Source organism: Sandaracinus amylolyticus (genome assembly GCF_021631985.1).
GTDB lineage: Bacteria > Myxococcota_A > Polyangia > Polyangiales > Sandaracinaceae > Sandaracinus > Sandaracinus amylolyticus_A.
Genome location: NZ_CP070225.1, coordinates 6,780,272 through 6,799,600 on the forward strand (window position 1 = coordinate 6,780,272; position 19,329 = coordinate 6,799,600).

The window sequence follows — 19,329 nt, forward strand, 5'->3', positions numbered from 1 at the left end:
CGTCCGCGATCTCTCGGCATGTCGGCCTCAAGCGCCCCGCGGCGGAGGCTGGTTGAGCACGGCCCAGAAGAGGCCGAGCTCGCGGATCGCGTCGCTGAACTCGTGGAAGTCGACGGGCTTCACCACGTACGCGTTCACGCCGAGCCCGTAGCTGCGCACGATGTCGCGCTCCTCGCGCGACGACGTGAGCATCACCACCGGGATCATGCGGAGCCGTGGATCGCTGCGCATGTGCGCGAGCACCTCGAGCCCGTCGACCTTGGGCAGCTTGAGGTCGAGCAGCACCACGACCGGATCGCCCTCGCGCCGCGCGGCGTGCGGCCCGCGACGGTGCAGATAGTCGATCGCCTGCGCGCCGTCGTGCACCACGTCGACACCGTTCGCGATGCGGCTGTGCTCGAGCGCGGTGAGCGTGAGCTCGACGTCGTTCTCGCTGTCCTCGACGAGCAGGATCTTCTTCGCGCTCAGCGTCATCCACGGCTCCGCGTCGTGCGCGCGTCGGACGCGGGCGCCGACGGCAAGGTCAGATGGAAGGTGGCGCCGCGCCCGGGCGCGCCCTCGGCCCAGGCGCGTCCTCCGTGGCGCTCCACGATGCGTCGCACCGTCGCGAGGCCGATGCCGGTGCCCTCGTACTCCTCGACCCCGTGGAGCCGCTGGAAGACCCCGAAGAGCTTGTGCGCGTACTCCATGTCGAAGCCCACGCCGTCGTCGCGCACGAAGAGCTCGATCTCGTCCGCGCGCTCGAGCGCGCCGATCTCGATGTGCGCGGGATCGCACGTGCGCGTGTACTTCACCGCGTTCGAGATCAGGTTCGTCAGCACGACGCGCAACATCGTCGCGTCGGCGCGCACCTCGGGCAGCGCACCGATCGACCACTCGATGCGGCGCCCCTCGTAGTCCGGCGCGAGCTCGTCGACGACGCCCCGCACCAGCGGTCCGAGCGCGACCGTCTCGCGCGCGAGCTCGGCGCGTCCCATGCGCGAGAACGCGAGCAGCGCGTCGATCAGCGTGCCCATCTGCTTGCTCGCCTCGCCGATGGTGCGCAGCCAGCGCTGGCCCTTGTCGTCGAGGCGATCGCCGGCGTGGGCGCGCAGCAGATCCGCGAACCCGCTGATGTGGCGGATCGGCGCGCGGAGATCGTGCGAGACCGTGTACGAGAACGACTCGAGCTCGCGGTTCGCCTCGGCCAGCGCGGCCGTGCGCTGATCGACGCGCGACTCGAGATCGGCGTTGAGCGCCTGGAGCGCCGAGAGCGCGGCGTCGCGCTGCTCGAGCGCGCTGCGCGCCGACTCGTAGAGACGCGCGTTCTCCACCGCGACCGCGGCGCGACGGCCGAGCTCCTCGACGAGCGCGATCGCGCGCGCGTCGTACACACGCTGCGACTCCGCGCTCACCATCGAGAGCGCGCCCACGGTGCGCCCGTGCGCGCTCAGCGGCACGACCATCGCCGATCGCAGCCCGAGCTCGCGCAGGATCCGGAGGAGCTCGGGATCCGGCACCATCGCGACCAGGAGCGCGTCGGAGATCTCGGCGTGCACCTCGCTGACGCCGGTGCGGATCACCTGGGGCACGCCCTTCGTCGCACGAGGATCGTGAGGGACCCGTCGATGCAGCTCGTGCGCGAGCTCGACCTTCGCGGGATCGACGTGCGCGACTGCGATGCGGCGGATCGTGCCGTCCTCCTCGAGCAGATCGACGGCGCACCAGTCGGCGAAGCGCGGGACCGCGAGGCGCACCACGTGCGAGAGCGTCGCGTCGACGTCGATCGACGACGCGAGCAGCGTGCTGGCCTCGGCGAGAAAGCGCTGATCGTCGTCCTCCCGCTTCTTCGCCGTGACGTCGCGCGCGACCGCGACGAGCTCCACGACGCGCCCGCCGCGATCGACGATCGGGCTCTTCACGACGTGGAAGTAACGCCGCTCTCCGTCCTTTCCGACGTGTGCCTCCTCGAGCTCCTCGACGACCGCGCCCTCCTCGAAGACGAGCTGGTCGGAGGGTGCGTCGGCCTCGCCCACGAGGTGAGCGCGCGTCGCCTGGTTCGCGTAGGTGAGCTCCGAGCCCGGGCCCTTCGCGAACACCATGTCGCGCACCGAGTCGAGGATCTGCCGGTACCGGTGCTCGCTCTGCTCGAGCGCCTCCTGGGCGCGCACGACCTCGGTCACGTCGCTGAACGATCCCGCCATGCGGATCGGCTCGCCGTTCGCGTCCCACTCCGCTTGGCCGCGCGTCGTGCACACGCGGTACTCGCCCCTCGCGTGGCGCAGCCGGAAGCGCGGCACGACGTAGGGCGCGCGCCGCGCGAGGTGCTCGTCGAGCGCGTGCTTCATCATCGCGCGGTCGTCGGGGTGCACCCGCTCGAACCACGACTGGAAGTCGCCGCGCCACTCGTCGCGGCGGACCCCCATGATGTCGAAGAGGCGGTCGTTCCACTCGACCGTGTCGTCGCGGAGATCCCAGAGCCACATGCCATCGGTCGACGCCTCCGCGACGAGCCGGTGCTTCACCTCGTCGCGACGAAGGCGCTCGAAGAGACGCGCGTTCTCGATCGCGAACGACGCGTGCCCCGCGATCGCGACACAGAGGCGCTCGTCGCGCTCGGTGAAGCGGCCTGGCTCCGCGTGCCCGAAGAAGAGCCCGCCGAGCACCTTGCCCTCACCGCGTGCGATCACCGGCACCGCGAGGTAGCTGACGACCGGCAGGTGCCCCTCGGGCATGCCGTGGTACGGCGCGTTCCTGCCGAAGCGCGGGCTCTTCCGCACGTCGTCGTAGCGCACCGGCCCGACGCCATCGAAGGTGGGCGCGAAGATCTCCGTCTTGCGCGGCATCGGGAAGCGCTCGAACGCGTCGCGCGACACGCCCGAGAGCGCGTAGAGCATGTAGCTCTCTCCGCGACGCCCCTCGACGTTGTAGAAGAACGCCCCGAACTGCGCGCGCACCGCGCTCGTGGCCTCGTCGGTCACGCGCTGCACGACGCGCGCGACGTCGGGCTCGCGCGCGAGCTCGGCCCCGATGCGGAGGAGCACGTCGGCATCGCTCGCGCCGAGCGACGTGGGGAGGGGCACGGCGACTTCCATCGGAACCAGGTCGTCATGAGCACCGTCCTGGAGTCTGACAACGCACACTGCGCGACCGCACAGGTACGCGCGGCGCGCACGTGCTCGACGCCGACTTCGCGCGGGCGTTACGCTCGCGGCGCGTGAGCGTGAAGGGGGCGAGGCGCGCGGTGGGGCGCGTCGAGGACGCGTCGGATGTCGCCGAGACCTCGTCGTCCGACGGAGGCCGCGCGCTGCTGCAGTCGCGCCTCGCGCTGTTCGGGCGCGTGATGGTGCTGCTGACGTTGCTCGGCTACGCGATGACGAACCTCGTCACGCTCGCGAGCGGACAGGGCGGCGTCGAAGAGCTGGTGTCGGGCTCGAGCCTCGCGATGCTCGGCGCGATCGTCGCGCTGCTCGTCGTGTGGCTCGTCGCGCGCGGCGGTCCGCTGCCGATGGGCGCGCTGCGCGCGCTCGATGTGATCGGCATGGTGGTGCCCGCGACGCTGCTCGACGTGATGGCGCTGCTGCTCTCGGTCGAGCTGCGGCCCGATCTGCACAGCCGTCACCTCGTGATGCTGCTCGTCACGACGAACATGGCGATCGCGCGCGCGGTGCTGGTGCCGAGCCGGCCCGGATGGACCGCGGCGATCGGCTGCGCGGCGGCGCTGCCCGCGCTCGTGCTCGCGGCGGCGGCCGACGGACCGGGCGAGCCCCAGATGCGCGCGGCGTACGCGTTCACCTGGCTCTTGATCGCGGTGATGACGTCGACGTTCGCGTCGCGCGTGATCTACGGGCTGCGACGTCGGGTGCGCGAGGCGACGCGGCTCGGGCGCTACACGCTGGTCGAGACGCTGGGCGCAGGCGGGATGGGCGTGGTGTACCGCGCCGAGCACGCGATGCTGCGACGGCCCACCGCGGTGAAGCTGCTCGATCTGACGGAGGTCGGAGAGCGCGGGCTCGCGCGCTTCGAGCGCGAGGTGCAGCTCACCGCGCAGCTCACGCACCCGAACACGATCGCGATCTACGACTACGGCCGCACCCCCGACGGCGTCTTCTACTACGCGATGGAGCTCGTCGACGGGCTCGACCTCGAGGCGCTGGTGCGCGCCCACGGGCCACAGCCCGCCGCGCGTGTCGCCCATCTGCTGCGCCAGGCGTGCGGCTCGCTCGCCGAGGCGCACGAGGCGGGGCTGGTCCATCGCGACATCAAGCCGAGCAACCTGGTCGTGTCGCGGCGCGCCGGTCAGGGCGACGTGCTCAAGGTGCTCGACTTCGGCCTCGTGAAGGACGTGCGCGGCGAAGCGGGCGACGAGCGGGTGTCGACCCACGGCGTGATCGTGGGCACGCCGCTCTATCTCTCGCCCGAGGCGATCAGCGCGCCCGAGAACGTCGGGCCCGCGAGCGATCTCTACGCGCTCGGCGCGGTCGCGTACTGGTTGCTCACCGGCACGCCGGTGTTCGCGGGGACGAGCGTGGTCGAGCTCTGCGCGTCGCACCTCTCGGATCGACCCGTCACGCCGAGCGCGCGCGGCGTGATCGTGCCGCCGAAGCTCGAGGCGCTGGTGATGGCGTGCCTCGCGAAGGCGCCGAGCGATCGCCCGGCGAGCGCAGCGGCGCTGGCGAGCGCGATCGCAGCGAGCGACGCGGGCACGTGGACGCAGAAGGACGCCGACGCGTGGTGGAGCGCGCAGGAGCGCGCGAAGGTCGAGATCGAGAGCGACGACGCGCTCGCCGCGACCATCGCGAGCGACGCCGCGCCGAAGGCGCGCGTGTCCTCGTGAGCGACGGTCTGGACTGCCTCGCGCGGCATGCACGACACCGAGCGGCTCGAAGGCCCCACCGGCGAGCTGCGCTCGATCGACGGCGGCCGCGCGCTCTCCTCGCTGCGGTGAGAGATCGCACTCTCTCGTGAGCCGTGTCGTTGCGACGGGTGTGTGCGCTTTGAGACAGTCGCACGTCCCGCTTCGACCTGGAGCTCGCCCTATGAATTTCGCGCAAAAGCTCGTCATCCCAGGGTCGCTGGCCCTCTCGATCGCGCTGCTCGCGGCGCCTGGCTGCACCGTGAACGACGATGGCCCGGGTCGACCCGGCACCGGCGGCGACGGTGGCGGTGTGGGCCCCGGCACCGACGGTGGGCAGCTCACCTATCCCGACGGCGGCGGCCCGGTGAACGCGTGCTCGCCGGGCTGCGGCCCGGAGGAGATCTGCGGCGCGACGAACGACGGCAACGGCCTCGACGACGACTGCGACACGCGCGTCGACGAGGGCTGCACCTGCATGCCCGGCGAGACGCGCCCGTGCTTCGCGGGCCCGCCCGATCGCCGCAACATCGGCGCGTGCGCCGACGGCATCGAGGCGTGCACCGAGTTCGGCATCTGGGGCGCGTGCGTCGGCGGCGTCTCGCCCTCGGCCGAGACCTGCAACGGCAGCGACGACGACTGCAACGGCACGAGCGACGATCTCGCGGGCTGCAGCTCCGCGGTCATGTGCCCCGGCAACGACGTCGCGCCGCCGCTCTCCAACTTCACGCTGCGCGGTGATCGCGTCTACACCGGCGAGGCGCGCAGCTGGACCTGGAGCCTCGACTGCCCGGACTCGGTGCCCGCCGAGCTCTGCCCGACGCTCGCGACGCCGACCGCCGAGAACACCGACGTGTACCTCACCGCGTCGGGCGCGTACCGCGTGAACGTCACGGTCACGCTCGCCGACGGCACCACCGCGAGCTGCGCGTGGACGCTCTACGTGCGCGGCGGCGGGCTCCGCGTCGAGCTCAACTGGGACACGATGCTCGACACCGCGGGCGGCACCGACGTCGACCTGCACCTGCACCGGTGGACGCGCAACGGCGTGGACACCGACTTCTTCAACGACGACGACTGCTACTACCTCAACTGCCAGCCCGACGACGACCTGACGTGGGCGGGCCACGCGGACTCGGCGCTCGAGAACTGCGACGACGCGCCGCACGGCGGCGGCGCCACTTGGCGTGACCGCGGCAGCTGCCGCAACCCGCGCCTCGACGTCGACACCAACGGCACCGACGGCGCGTGCCGCGCGAGCGTGACCGACCCCAACTCCGACGCGTTCTGCGCGCCCGAGAACATCAACGTGGACTCGCCGGTCATCGGCATGCCGTACCGCGTGATGGTCAACTACTTCAGCGACTCCGGGCACAGCGAGCAGACGATGCCGACCGTCAACATCTACTGCGGCGGCGCGCTGCGTGGATCGTTCGGCTCCGACCCGTTCGTGTTCCTGCGCAACGGCGACAGCCTCGGCGAGGCGAACGACAACTGGTACGTCGCCGACGTCGTCTTCTTCATGGGCGAGTGCGGCCTCGACTGCATGGTCTATCCGCTCGGCCAGGTCATGCAGGGAACCGAGGACGACATCGGCTTCTCGGTCGCGCCCTTCGGCCCGATGTGGTCCTGCGACTACAACGCCGCGAACAGCACCTGCACCGCGCGCTGAGCCGATCCTGATCCGACACCGAGCGCGCTGCGTCTCCTCGAGAGGCGCAGCGCGTTCTGCGTTTCAGGATTCGAGCACGCCCTGTCGTCTTCACGAGCGTGCCGTCGGGGCTGAGGATCTCGACGCGACGCGCTGCACGTCGCGCAGATCGATCGCGAAGCGCGTGACCATGATGTCGGCATCGCGCGTGCGTGAGCGCCGACATGCGGTCATCGAGGCGCGCGCGCCCGAAGAGCACCGGCTCCCACGGCATCGTCGGCTCGGGCGGCTCGCGCGCTGGACCGCGAACGTGCGCGAGACGCGCGCCCAGTCAGCGCTTCGGCGGCCGCTTCTTCGCGACCGTCGTGGCCTCGAGCCGCGGGCGCGGGCTCGGCGCGAGGCGCACGGTGCGCGCACGTTGTGCTTCGACGGGCACCGGCGGAGGTCCCGACTTCCCCGTCGGCACCGCCTTGCGCACCACCTCCGACTCGAGCGCCGGGAACGCCGACCTCCGCGGCTCGGGCGCAGGCGGAGTCGGCGTCGGCTTCGCCGGCGCGGCGTGGAGGAACGCGAAGTCCTGACCGCCCGTCGGCGGTCGCGTCGCAGGTCGCGCGAGCGGAGGCAGCGCGGCACGCGCCGTCGATCGCGGCGGCGGCGCGGCCCGCGGAGGCTCGCTCTTCTTCGGCGCGCTGGGCATCACGGCAGCGGGCGGCGGCACGCGCGGCACCGCAGGCGGGGTCGAGCCGTCGCGCGGCGGAGGAGCACGCCTGGAATCGGAGCCCACGGACGTCGCGTGGTCGCAATCGATGTGCCGCAATGGACACATGGAAAACTGCACATGACGCAGCGCGTGAGATCGGAGCACGGCGCGTCCCGCGCGCCGCGTCGGAGCACGCGCTGCTCCGCGCATGCGGCGCGCGACGCGTGTACGATCCGCCGCGAGGATGGCGGACGAAGACCCGCTCGCCGCGACGATCGACGCGCGTGTGCTCGAGACCGCGCGCACGATGGAGCACCTGCCCGGCGCGACCGTCGTGCCCGACGATCTCGACGCGTGGGCCGAGGAGACCGTCGCGCGCGCGCTCGGATCGCTCTCCGAAGCGAGCGGCCTCGCGATCCGCGGCACGATCGGCGAAGGCGGAATGGGCGTCGTGCGCGCGGGCACGCAGCTCTCGCTCGGTCGCGAGGTCGCGATCAAGACGCTCAAGGACGACGCGCGCAGCGAGCGCGCGACGCTCAAGCTGCTGCGCGAGGCGTGGGTCACCGGTGCGCTCGAGCACCCCAACGTCGTGCCGGTGTACGACCTCTCGCTCGACGCCTCGGGCGGCCCGCGCATCGTGCTCAAGCGCATCGCGGGCGAGCCGTGGGCGGACCTGATGCACGCGCGCGCCACGCTGCGCGATCGCTTCGGCGCGCACGACGCGCTCGAGTGGAACCTCCGGATCCTGATGCAGGTGTGCAACGCGGTGCGGTTCGCGCACAGCCGCGGGATCCTGCATCGCGACCTCAAGCCCGAGAACGTCATGATCGGCGAGTTCGGCGAGGTCTACGTGCTCGACTGGGGCCTCGCGGTCGCGATGCGCGACGACGGCAGCGGGCGCCTGCCGCTCGCGAAGGACGCGGTCGAGATGGCGGGCACGCCCGCGTACATGGCGCCCGAGATGCTCGGAGGTGATCCGCCGCGCATCGACGAGCGCACCGACGTGTACCTGCTCGGTGCGCTGCTCTACGAGATCGTCGCCGGACGTCCCCCGCACGCGCCCGAAGGCGGCGCGCCGATGATGCAGATCCTCGCGAGCATCGTGCGCTCCGAGCCCGAGCTCCCCGAGACGATCGAGGTCGAGCTCGCGCGCATCGTGCGCCGCGCGATGCACCGCGATCCGACGCAGCGCTTCGAGAGCGCCGAGCAGCTGCGCCTCGCGCTCGGGCGCTTCCTCGAGCAGCGGGGATCGCTCGCGCTCGCGGCCGACGCACAGCGACGGCTGCGCGACCTCGAGGACGAGCGCAGCGAGCCGATCGGCGATGCGGACGAGGCACGGCTGCGCCTCTATCACTTGTTCGGCGAGTGCCGCTTCGGCTTCCTCGAGGCGCTGCGCATCTGGCACGAGAACGAGGTGGCGCGCACCGGGCTGCGCCGCGCGCTCACGTTGATGATCGAGCTCGAGCTCGAGCAGGGCGATCCCAAGGCCGCGTCGGTCCTGCTCGCGGAGCTGACGAGCCCACCGCAGGAGCTCGTGGTGCGCGTGAACGACGCGCGGCGCGCGAAGGAGCGCGAGGAGGCCAAGCGCGCCGCGTTGGTGCGCCAATTCGATCCCTCGATCGGCCGTCGCACGCGGGTGGTGGTCAGCACGATCCTCGGCGTGATCTGGACGGTACTGCCGTGGATCGGCTTCGCGCTCGAGCAGCACGATCCCACGATCGATCAGCGCGCGCCGCTGCTCTCGTCGTGCGCGATGCTCGTGCTCGCGAGCGTGATCGGGTACTGGGCGCGCGAGGCGCTCTCGCGCACCGCGCTCAACCGCAGCCTGGTGCGCGTGGTGGCGGCGGTGTTGATCGGACAGGTCGCGCTCTACGCGGTCACGTGGAAGCTCGCGATCACCTACGAGCAGACGCGGCCGCTCGTGCTCCTGCTCTATGCGGTGTGCGCGTCGCTCACCGCGTCGGCGCTCGAGCGACGCTTCTGGCCCGCGGCGCTCGCGATGTGCGCCGCGTTCGTGCTCGCCGCGGTGTGGCCGACCTACGCGTGGCCGTTCGAGTCGTTCGCGAATCTCGTGCTCACCGTGAACGTGCTGGTGATCTGGGGACGGGTCGACGACGAGGAGCGCGCGTCGATCGCGGTACGACGTTGATGGAGCCCGTGCATGCCGTCGCCGGATGAGCTGAGCCAGACCCTCGAAGCGCGCATGGAGGAGCTCCTCCAGGACGCGCGCACGCTCGATCGTTCCCCGAGCTCGACGATCACGCCCGAGCGCTCGCGGCCGGATGCGGCGGGTGAGCACGCGATCGCGCTGCTGCGCCGGATGGGCCCGACCGGTGCGGGCCTCGAGGTGCGCGGCACGATCGGCGAGGGCGGCATGGGCGTCGTGCGCCTCGCGACCCAGGTCGCGCTCGGTCGCGAGGTCGCGGTCAAGACGCTCAAGGCCGATCAGAAGAGCGATGCGGCGACGCTCAAGCTGCTGCGCGAGGCGTGGGTCACCGGGTCGCTCGAGCACCCGAACGTCGTGCCGGTCTACGACATCTCGCTCGACGCGCAGGGCTCGCCGCAGATCGTCCTCAAGAAGATCGGCGGTGCCGCATGGGCCGATCTCATGCGCGACGACAAGGCGATCCGGAAGCGCTTCCAGGCGCGCGACGCGTTCGAGTGGAACGTCCGGATCCTCGTCGCGGTGTGCAACGCCGTGCACTTCGCGCACAGCCGCGGGATCCTCCATCGCGACCTCAAGCCCGAGAACGTGATGATCGGGGAGTTCGGCGAGGTCTATGTGCTCGACTGGGGCATCGCGGTCGCGATGCACGACGACGGCACGGGCCGACTTCCGCTCGCGAAGGACGCGATCGAGATGGCGGGGACGCCGCTCTACATGGCGCCCGAGATGCTCGGCGGCGCGCCCGGTCTCCTCTCGCAGCGCACCGACGTGTACCTGCTCGGCGCCATGCTCTTCGAGGTGATCGCGGGGCGCGCGCCGCACGAGGGCGCGCACCTCGGCGAGATCCTGCACTCGATCGCGCGCAGCAAGCCGACGCTGCCCGAGGGGACGCCGGCCGAGCTCGCGCGCATCGTGCTGCGCGCGCTCGATGCCGATCCCGACGCGCGCTTCGAGAGCGCGGAGCAGCTGCGCCTCGCGCTGATCGGATTCCTCGAGCACCGCGGATCGCTGAAGCTCGCGGGAGAGGCGGAGGCGCGCCTCGCCGAGCTGCTCGAAGAGAAGGAGCGCGTCGGCGGCGATCCCGACGAGCGACGGCTGCGCCTCTATCACTTGTTCGGCGAGTGCCGCTTCGGGTTCCTCGAAGCGCTCGAGATCTGGCGCGACAACGAGGAGGCGCGCGCCGGGCTGCGCCGCGCGCTGATCACGATGATCGAGCTCGAGCTCGAGCAGGGCGATCCCAAGGCGGCTGCGCTCTTGCTCGCCGAGGTCGAGGACGCACCGGCCGAGCTGATCGCGCGGGTGAGCGACGAGCGCGCGAAGTGGCAGGCCGAGGAGGAGCGGCGAGCCAAGCTCGCGCGCGATCACGATCCCTCGATCGGGCGCCGCACGCGCGTGTTCATCGGCGTGGTGCTCGGCACGCTGTGGACGATCGCGCCGTTCGCGCTCTGGGTGTGGACGCGCACCGGGCACGCGGAGCGCTCGCACGCTCAGGCGATGCTCGCGACCTCCGCGCTCTTCGTCGCGGCGATGGGGCTCGGCTACTGGGCGCGCGACTCGCTCTCGCGCACCGCGATCAACCGTCGCCTCACGCGGCTCGTCGGGATCATGCTGGGCTCGCAGATCCTGCTCTTCGGGTCGGTGTGGAGGCTCGGCGTGACACCCGAGCAGACCGGGCCCCTCCTGATGTTCCTCTACACCGTGCTCGCCGCGGTGGCGGCCGCGACGATCGAGTCGAGGTTGTGGCCGACGGTCGCGGTGTACGTCGCGGGTCTCGCGCTCGCGAACGTGTGGCCCGAGCACGTGTTCCTGCTCGAGGCGATCGCGAACCTCTCGCTCACCATCAACGTCGTGGTGATCTGGGCGCGGATCGAGGAGGACGTGGTCGCGCCGCTGCGCGAGCGGAGCGAACAGCGACGCCGCGAGTGGCAATCGTTCCTCGAGCGACAGCGCGCGAGAGAGAGCAAGCCGCCGGGCAGCTGATCGCGGGTCGTGACGGATCGCGAAACGAGCGCCCAATCGCGATCGGCGGGCGTGTCGCTTTCGTCCCCCTTCAGAACGCACGCGCCCGCCACCTTCGCTCCTCCGACGTGCCCACCCCGGCGCGGATGGAGCGGTGTGAGCATGCCAGTCGAGCGACGGAGTCGAATACGAACATCGCAGTCCGCGACTGCGATGTTCTGCGACGAGAGCCACGTGATCCGGCCACTGCATCCCGACGCAGGAGGAGCTCGGACCGATGACTTGGCTGCAATCGCTCGCGACATCGTCGCTCGTCGTTCTGCTCGCGCTCGTCGCGGGATGTGGTTCGGGTCGGCCCGCCTCGGAGCGGTGCGACCCCGGCGTGTGCGGCGCGCACGGCACCGGTACGTGCACCGGAGATCGACTGACGTGCTCGTGTGACACCGGATATGCAGGCGCGCTCTGCGACGTCTGCGCGACGGGCTACGTGCTCGAGTCGGGCGCGTGCGTGGAAGACGAGCCGCCTCCGCCGCCCTGCGACGCGGGGCTTCCCTTCCTCTGCGACGAGAGCGAGACGCGCCCGGCCACCGGGTACGCGCCGGTTCGCTTCCGCGCGGTGCGTGTGCCGCCCATCGAAGGCGCCGAGTCCCAGGCGAGCACGGCGTACGGGGTGAACGCCCACGGACAGCTCGCCGGCACCGCGCGCGCCGTGATGAGCGGCGGCGGTTTCCGCAATTTCGCGTTCCGGTTCGACGAGGAGAGCGGCATCGTCGACGTCGTCGGAGACAGCGCGATCACCAGCATCGGCCTCGCGATCAACGACGACGGGCTCGTGACCGGGAGCGCGTCGCACAGCAACGCGCCCGACCGCGCGTTCGTGTCGGATGGCGAGACGTTCGAGGACGTCGGGCTCGAGCTCGGCGCGAACGTGTACTCACTGGGCACCGGGATCAACGCCGCGGGGCAGGTCGCGGGGGAGTGCGAGATCGAGAGCGGGTACCGCATCTGCCGCTACACGCCGGGCACGGGCTGGGAGATCTTCGAGCCCGGCGGCGGATACGCCGTCGCCGACGACGGCACGCTCGTCGGGCTCGCGAACGAGCTCGAGACGTCGGGCTTCGTGCGCGACGACGAGGGCCTGGTGGAGATCGGGCCTCGCTCGATCTTCGAGACGATGCCGCGCGCGATCAGCGGCAACGGCCGCTACGTGGTCGCGCTGCAGACCCGGCCGACCGCGACCGAGCCCTTCGGCAGCGCGTTCTGGATCGATCGCGAGAGCGGCGAGCCCCCGATCGCGATCGGCGACGTCGACGGCCGCCCGCTGCGCGATCTGTACTCGCAACCCTGGGGCGTGAACGACGACGGCTTCGCCGTGGGCTCGGGGCACGACGAGGGCGGCCAGGACGCGGCGTGGCTCTTCGATCCGCGACGCGGCGAGGTGATGCGCCTCGACGCGCTCACCGAGCTGCCGAGCGAGAGCTGGCGGATCCAAGACGCGCGCGCGATCGGCGACGCCGGGCACATCGCCGCGACGGGCATCGATCCCGTGACGGCCGAGGCGGTCGCGCTGCTCCTGGTGCCGCTCGCCTGGCCCGAGATCGATCGCCAGCCCGCGACGCACGCCGCGGGCTCCCACGACTACGACGTGGTCGAGCTGCAGGACGGTCAGGAAGGCGCGCCGGGGAGCATGGCGCTCGGCATCACGGCGACCGGCGACGTGCTGCTGTCGTCGGCGTTCCTCACCGAGGAGGGCGCGTCCCGCATGCGCGGCGCGTGGTGGCGTGAAGGTGAGCTCTCGTTCCTCGACGATCCGAGCGGCGAGTGGGTGGTGTCGCGCACCTCGCGCAGCGGAACGATCGCGGGGAGCGTGTGGGTGCGCGACGAATTCAGCGACTTGCGCACCTGGATGCCGTTCACGCACGAGGGCAGCGCGCCGCTCGCGCCGCACCTGCTCGCCGAGGGCATCGCACACGCCTTCGGCTACGACGTCGACGCGGCGGGTGAGGTGCTGATCGAGTGCCTGGGCGACGCCGGGCCCTCGGCGTGCGTGCGCACGAGCGACGGCGCGTGGCACGCGCTCTTCGTCGGCCAGCCCTTCGCGATGAGCGAGGACGGCGTGGTGGCCGGCGCGCGCGCCGACGACGCGGTGGTCGTCGCGGGCGGCGCGCTCACGCCGCTCGGGCTCGGCGAGGGCGCGATCGCGTCGGCGATCAGCGACGACGGGCGCTACGTCGCGGGCGTGTACGGGCACGCGTTCGTCTACGATCGAACGGACGAGGTCTACGACTGGTTGCCCGACGCCGCGGGCGATCCCGCGACCATCGGACGCGTGATGCCGCTCGCAGTGAGCGACGAGGGCGTGGTGGTCGGCACCGCGTCGGACACCGACGGGCATCCGTTCGCGTTCCTCTACGATCCGCGCGAAGGCGAGCTGGTGCGCCTCGACACGCGCGCCGGCGACACCGAGCTCGTGTTGCGCGAGGCGCGCGACATCGACGCGCGCGGCGCGATCGTCGCGAACGGCGTCGAGCCCGACGGCACCGAGCGCGGCGTGGTGCTGGTGCCGCGCTGACGACGACGAGCCCTCTCGTCGAGCGAGGTCACTCCATCGGAAGCGTGAGCGTCAGCACCACGCCGCCGGGCCGACGTCTCCGGTCATCCCGTTCTCGACGCCGGGCTGCGAGGCTGCGACGCCCACGCCGCGGCTCGCAGACGCGCCTCCCAGCCGCCGCCGTCGGCGCTCGTGGGCGCGCCGGTGCAGCTCGGCAGCGCGTTGGTGTCGTCCGCGCGTGCCCCCGCGATCCACACGTCGCCTCCCGCGAGCACCTCGATCTGCATGAACGACGGAGCGGCGCTCGTGTCGCGGCTGAGCACAGCCGGCCACCACGACGAGGGTGACGATGGAGCAGAGCGATCGCACGCAGGGCGCCGGCCTGCGGACAGGGCCCCCGGGTCAGCGCCGCCGTCGCGGCTTCGCCTTCTTCTTCACGGATCTCGACGCGCTCTTCGCGACATCGCGCAGCGGAGTCTCGGGCGAGCGATGGAGTGCGTAGTTGAGACTGCCGACTCGATACCATCGATATCCGAACGACTCGAGCGGGATGCGATGGAGTCCGTCCTCGCCCGCCAGGCTCTCCCGAGCGGCCCAGAGATCCACCAGCCGATTGCCCTCCTCGACGTCGACGCGAATCCGGACCTCGTGCGGCCGGACGTCGAAGTTGTGGAGCGTGACCACCGAACGATCACGCCACTCGAAGCGCATCGCGAGCACGTGCGGAGAGCCGCTCTCGAGGATCTCCCAGCGTCCCCATCCGATCTCCGGACACTCTTTGCGGATCGCGATCATCCGCATCATCCAGCGCAGCATCGATCCGGGATCGCGGCGCTGGTCCGCGACGTTGCAGTGTCGATATCCGTACGCGCCGGACTCGACAACCGGATGCACCGCCGTGCGTGCTCTCGAGAATCCTCCCTGGGGATCGCTCGACCACTGCATCGGAGTGCGCACTGCCTCGCGCTCCGGCAGGTCGAGCCGATCGCCCATCCCGATCTCGTCGCCGTAGCGGATCACCGGCGTGCCCGGGAGCGCGAACGCCATGCTGTACGCGAGCTCGTTCTGGGCCCGGCTGCCGAGCATCGGCGCGAGCCGCCGACGGATGCCGCGATCGTAGAGCTGCATCGAGGGATCGGGCCCGAAGCGCTCGAAGACGAGCGCGCGCCGCTCGTCGTCGAGGCGGCCGAGATCGAGCTCGTCGTGGTTGCGCAGGAACTGCGCCCACTGCGCGGACCAGGGCAGCTCGCGCGTGGCGATCAGCGCCTCTCGCAGCGGCGCGACGTCGGCGGACGCGAGCGCATAGAAGAGGTGCTGGTTCACCCAGAAGTTGAACATCATGTGGATGCCGCGGCCCTCGCGGAAATACGCGCGGCTCTCGTCCGGCAGCACGTTCGCCTCGCCGAGCAGCACGCAGTCGGAGCCACGCCACTGCAGGAAGTCGCGCATCTCCTCGAGGTACTCGAAGCGCAGGCGCGGAGGCGCTTCGAGGTCCGAGGGATCCGGGTGCTCGATGATGAAGGGCACCGCATCCACGCGGAATCCGTCGACCCCGAGCTGCAGCCAGAACCCGATGATGCGACGGATCTCGGCGCGCACCTCGGGATGCACGATGTTGAGGTCCGGCTGGAACTCGAAGAAGCGGTGGAAGAAGAACTCCTTGCGCTCCGCGTCGCGCGTCCACGTCGCGCGCTGCACGCCGGGGAAGACCATGCCCTCGTTCCACGTCGACGGGCGCTTCTTCGACCACACGTACCAGTCGCGGAAGCGCGCATCGCCGGCGCGCGAACGCCGGAACCACGGGTGCTCGTCCGACGTGTGGTTCACGACGAGGTCGATGATGATCTTGAGCCCGCGCTTCTTCGCCTGGTGCACCAGCTCGACGAAGTCGCCGAGCGAGCCGTGGCGCGGATCGACGCCGTAGTGATCGCTGATGTCGTAGCCGTTGTCGCGGTTGGGCGAAGGCTGGAACGGCGCGAGCCAGAGCACGTCGACGCCGAGCGTCTCGAGGTAGTCGAGGCGGCGGATCAGCCCCTCGAAGTCGCCACATCCGTCGCCGTCGGCGTCGACGAAGGTCTCGAGGTCGAGGCTGTAGATCATCGCGTTCTTGTACCAGAGGTCTTCGATCATCCCGTGATGCGACGTAGGCCCCGGCGCGCGGGTCGCACCTCGCCCGTGCTACACCGCTCGCCGCGATGGACACGCTCTTCCCTTCGCTCCACGCGCCCTCGGATCGGCTCGCGCTGCGCGTCGGCGATCGCACGCTGACCTGGAGCGAGCTCGCGAGCGCGTGCGCGCACCACGTCGAGTCGCTCGAGCTGCGCGGGGTGATGCCCGGCGAGCGCGTCGGCGTGTGGACCCAGCCCGCGCTCGAGACGCTGGTCGCGCTGATCGCGCAGGCGGCCGCGGGGTACGTGACGGTGCCGATCGATCCGAAGCTCGGTGAGCGCGAGCTCGGGCACGTGCTCGCCGACGCGGCGCCGAAGCTCGCGGTCGCCGCGGATCCTGCGAGCGTGCGCGCGCGTGCGCCGGGGCTCGAGCTGCTCGCCGCGACGATCAGCGAGGACCGCGGTGCGACGCCGATCGCGCCCCGGCCGATCCTCGACGTGCCGGTGCTCGTCCTCTACACGTCGGGCACCACCGGCGCGCCGAAGGGCGCGCTGATCACCGCGCGCAACGTGGCGAGCGACCTCGACATGCTCGCGCGCGCGTGGGCGTGGAGCGCGGAGGACGTGATCGTGCACGCGCTTCCGCTCTTCCACGTGCACGGCCTGGTGCTCGGATTGTTCGGCGCGATCCGCCGCGGCGGCGGGTTGCGCTGGGTGCCGCGCTTCTCGCCCGAGGAGATCGCGAGCGCGCTCCGCGAGCACGAAACGAGCGTGCTCTTCGGCGTGCCCACGATGTACCACCGGCTCTGCGAGGCCGCGGACGGCGAGCTCGCGATCGCCGAGGCGCTGCGCGGCGCGCGCCTGCTCGTGAGCGGATCGGCACCGCTGCCGGTGCGCGAGCACCAGCGGCTCGAGCGGCTCACCGGACATCGCGTGATCGAGCGCTACGGGCTCACCGAGACGCTGATCAACTGCTCGGCGCGGCACGAAGGCGATCGCCGCCCCGGCTCGGTGGGGACGCCGCTGGACGAAGTCGAGCTGCGCCTGGTCGACGACGAGCGCAGGACGATCGACGCGAGCGACGACGCGACGATCGGCGAGATCGCGGTGCGCGGGCCCAACGTGTTCGCGGGCTATCTGAACCGCGAGGACGCGACGCGCGCGGTGCTCGACGGCGAGGGCTGGTTCTACACCGGCGATCTCGCGACGCGCGCGCCCGACGGGCAGATCCGGATCGTGGGCCGGCGCGCGACCGATCTGATCAAGTGCGGCGGGTTCAAGGTCGGCGCGGGCGAGGTCGAGGCGGCGCTGCTCGAGCACGCCGAGGTCGCCGAGGCCGCGGTGATCGGCGCGAGCGATCCCGATCTCGGCGAGCGCATCGTCGCGTTCGTCGTCACGCGATCGAGCGTCGACGTGAAGGTGCTCGAAGATCACGTCGCGCGTCTGCTCTCGCCCCACAAGCGCCCGCGCGAGGTGCATGCGCTCGACGCGCTGCCGCGCAACGCGATGGGCAAGGTGCAGAAGACCGTGCTGCGCGCGATGCACGACGAGCTGCGCGCGCGATGAGCGAGCTGCGGGTCGACGTCTTCACGGGCATCCCCACGGTGCTCGCGCCGGCGCGGCGCAGCATCGGCGCGACGCGACCGGGTGGGCTGCCCGACGTGGCGCGCGAGGCGTGTCCGTTCTGCCCGGGGCACGAGGCGGAGACCGAGGACACGGTGCTGGCGATCGGCGAGCCGTGGCGCGTGCGGGTGGTGGCGAATCGGTATCCGCTGCTCGCGCGCGAGCTCGCGGCGCACGAAGTGGTGATCGAGTCGCGCGATCACGAGGGTGATCTCGCGACGTACTCGCCGGCGCAGGCGCTCGACGTGCTCGCGGCGATCCGCGCACGGCTGCGGGCGCTCGAGGCGCGCGAGGACGTGGCGTCGATCTCGGTGTTCCGGAACCGCGGTCGGCGCGCGGGGAGCTCGCAGCCCCATCCACACGCGCAGATCGCGACGTTGCCGTACGTCGCGCCGGCGATCGCGATGCGCGATGCGATCGCGAGGAACGATCGCGGGTTGCTCGCGCGCGTGATCGACGAGGAGCGCGCCGCGGGCACGCGGGTGGTGCACGACGCGGGCGACGTGATCGCGTGGTGCCCGTTCGCGTCGCATCGCGCGTGGGAGGTGAAGCTCGCGCCGACGAGCGAATGCGCGCGCTTCTCCGCGATGGACGACGCGGAGCTCGCGGTGCTCGCGCGGGTGCTGGTCGACATCACGTCGCGGCTGCGCGGGGTGCTCGGCGCGCACGACTACAACGTGCTGCTGCGCGATCCCGCGATCGGCGTGTCGACGTTCTTCACGATCGACGTGCTGCCGCGCACCGGTGGTGATGCGGGGTTCGAGCTGCAGAGTGGGACGCCGGTGTGCGTGGTCGCGCCCGAGGATGCGGCGCGCGCGCTGCGCGATCACGCAGGATCGATCTGACCCTCGAGCCACGCGCGCGCGAGGAGGCGCGCGGCGAGATCGGTCTCGCGCACGTTCGAGGTGATGCGCTCGCGTCCGTCGCCGCGCAGCGAGAACCCCTGGCGCACACGGCGCGCTTCGACGAGGCGCGCATCACGCGGGACGTGCTCGGGGATGCGCGCGAGGAGCGCCTCGATCGCGCGCTCGAAGCGCTCGAACGAGGTGCGCCCGGGGTCGCTGCCGGCGAGCGAGATGCCGCCCTGCCCGAGGCGAACGCTGGGCTGCGAGCCGTCGAGCTCGAGGTACGCGACGCGCGAGCGCGAGGTCTCGTTGCGGTAGCGGCTCACCGGCATGTAGGGCTCGGCGCTGCGGGGATCGTTGGAGACGCGGACGAGCTCGACGTGCTCGCGACTCGTCTCTTCGTCGATGGTCGCGAGGACGATGACGCGGATCGCGGCATAGGGGATGTGGACGTCGCCGAGCGAGAGCGCGTCGTCGTGCAGCGCGAGCGCACCGTAGCGCTGGGCCCAGGGCGCGTCGTCGCGGCAGGTCACGGCGCCGAGACCGCGACGGCGGAGCTCGGCGAGCAGCGCGTGCGCGCGTGCCTCGTCGGACTCGACGGCGACGAGCCACGGGAGCGGTTGACCGAGGCGGAGGCGCACCGAGTAGAGATCGCGCTTCGTGAGCTCGGCGATGATGCGCGCGAGCTCCTCGCGCGTCGGGGTGACGTCGGTCGGGCTCGCGTCGCGATAGCCCGCGAGGGGGGACGCCGCGAGGCGAGCGCGCGTGACGGCGACGGCGTGCATCGCGATCGCGGCTAACACGGGCCGCGGAGGCGTGTCGAGGTGATGGAGACCGACCGTGGTTGAGTTTTCCTCGCGAATTCCGAGGATCCGAACCGACCGTGGTTGA

At 71.6% G+C, this 19,329-nt stretch carries 13 protein-coding genes; 7 read left to right on the top strand and 6 right to left on the bottom strand.

Annotation, left to right across the window (positions count from 1 at the left end; all coding sequences use genetic code 11):
* Positions 1-27: 27 nt before the first annotated feature.
* On the bottom strand, positions 28-474 hold the full coding sequence (locus I5071_RS28765; protein WP_236516322.1) for a response regulator: 447 nt from the start codon (positions 472-474) through the stop codon (positions 28-30).
* Entirely contained in the window at positions 471-3,062 is a 2,592-nt protein-coding gene (locus I5071_RS28770) for a GAF domain-containing protein (protein ID WP_236516324.1), read from the bottom strand. The genes I5071_RS28765 and I5071_RS28770 overlap by 4 nt, the downstream gene beginning before the upstream one ends.
* Positions 3,063-3,196: 134 nt before the next feature.
* On the opposite strand from I5071_RS28770, the gene I5071_RS28775 reads away from it, so the two are divergent.
* A complete protein-coding gene (locus I5071_RS28775; RefSeq protein ID WP_236516326.1) occupies positions 3,197-4,816 on the top strand; it encodes a serine/threonine-protein kinase in 1,620 nt (539 codons plus the stop codon).
* Positions 4,817-5,018: 202 nt separating this feature from the next.
* Complete coding sequence (locus tag I5071_RS28780) at positions 5,019-6,506, top strand: hypothetical protein (RefSeq protein ID WP_236516328.1); 1,488 nt, start codon at positions 5,019-5,021, stop codon at positions 6,504-6,506.
* 310 nt (positions 6,507-6,816) lie between these two features.
* Here the strand turns inward: I5071_RS28780 and I5071_RS28785 are convergent, their stop codons facing one another.
* On the bottom strand, positions 6,817-7,182 hold the full coding sequence (locus tag I5071_RS28785) for a hypothetical protein (protein ID WP_236516330.1): 366 nt from the start codon (positions 7,180-7,182) through the stop codon (positions 6,817-6,819).
* A gap of 247 nt (positions 7,183-7,429) precedes the next feature.
* Between I5071_RS28785 and I5071_RS28790 the strand changes: the two genes are divergently transcribed.
* From I5071_RS28790 to I5071_RS28800, 3 genes are all read left to right on the top strand, one after another.
* On the top strand, positions 7,430-9,334 hold the full coding sequence (locus I5071_RS28790) for a serine/threonine-protein kinase (RefSeq protein ID WP_236516331.1): 1,905 nt from the start codon (positions 7,430-7,432) through the stop codon (positions 9,332-9,334).
* Positions 9,335-9,346: 12 nt separating this feature from the next.
* Positions 9,347-11,332, top strand: a complete 1,986-nt coding sequence (locus I5071_RS28795) for a serine/threonine-protein kinase (protein WP_236516340.1) — start codon at positions 9,347-9,349, stop codon at positions 11,330-11,332.
* Between the two features lie 256 nt (positions 11,333-11,588).
* A complete protein-coding gene (locus tag I5071_RS28800) occupies positions 11,589-13,883 on the top strand; it encodes a hypothetical protein (protein WP_236516347.1) in 2,295 nt (764 codons plus the stop codon).
* An 83-nt stretch (positions 13,884-13,966) separates the two neighbouring features.
* Here the strand turns inward: I5071_RS28800 and I5071_RS28805 are convergent, their stop codons facing one another.
* Together I5071_RS28805 and I5071_RS28810 are read right to left on the bottom strand one after the other, a co-directional pair.
* Positions 13,967-14,149 carry a hypothetical protein gene (locus I5071_RS28805; RefSeq protein WP_236516348.1) on the bottom strand — a complete coding sequence of 61 codons (183 nt, stop codon included), beginning with the start codon at positions 14,147-14,149 and terminating at the stop codon, positions 13,967-13,969.
* Positions 14,150-14,264: 115 nt separating this feature from the next.
* Positions 14,265-15,992: an alpha-amylase family protein gene (locus I5071_RS28810; protein WP_236516350.1), complete on the bottom strand. Its 1,728-nt coding sequence runs from the start codon at positions 15,990-15,992 to the stop codon at positions 14,265-14,267.
* Positions 15,993-16,057: 65 nt separating this feature from the next.
* Here I5071_RS28810 and I5071_RS28815 point away from each other — a divergent pair, with 65 nt between their 5' ends.
* Entirely contained in the window at positions 16,058-17,536 is a 1,479-nt protein-coding gene (locus I5071_RS28815; protein WP_236516352.1) for an AMP-binding protein, read from the top strand.
* A complete protein-coding gene (locus I5071_RS28820) occupies positions 17,533-18,438 on the top strand; it encodes a DUF4931 domain-containing protein (RefSeq protein ID WP_236516359.1) in 906 nt (301 codons plus the stop codon). Before I5071_RS28815 ends, I5071_RS28820 begins: the two co-directional genes overlap by 4 nt.
* Here I5071_RS28820 and I5071_RS28825 read toward each other — a convergent pair.
* A complete protein-coding gene (locus tag I5071_RS28825; protein WP_236516360.1) occupies positions 18,420-19,223 on the bottom strand; it encodes a hypothetical protein in 804 nt (267 codons plus the stop codon). The two genes, I5071_RS28820 and I5071_RS28825, sit on opposite strands and share 19 nt — an antisense overlap.
* Between the last annotated feature and the right edge of the window lie 106 nt (positions 19,224-19,329).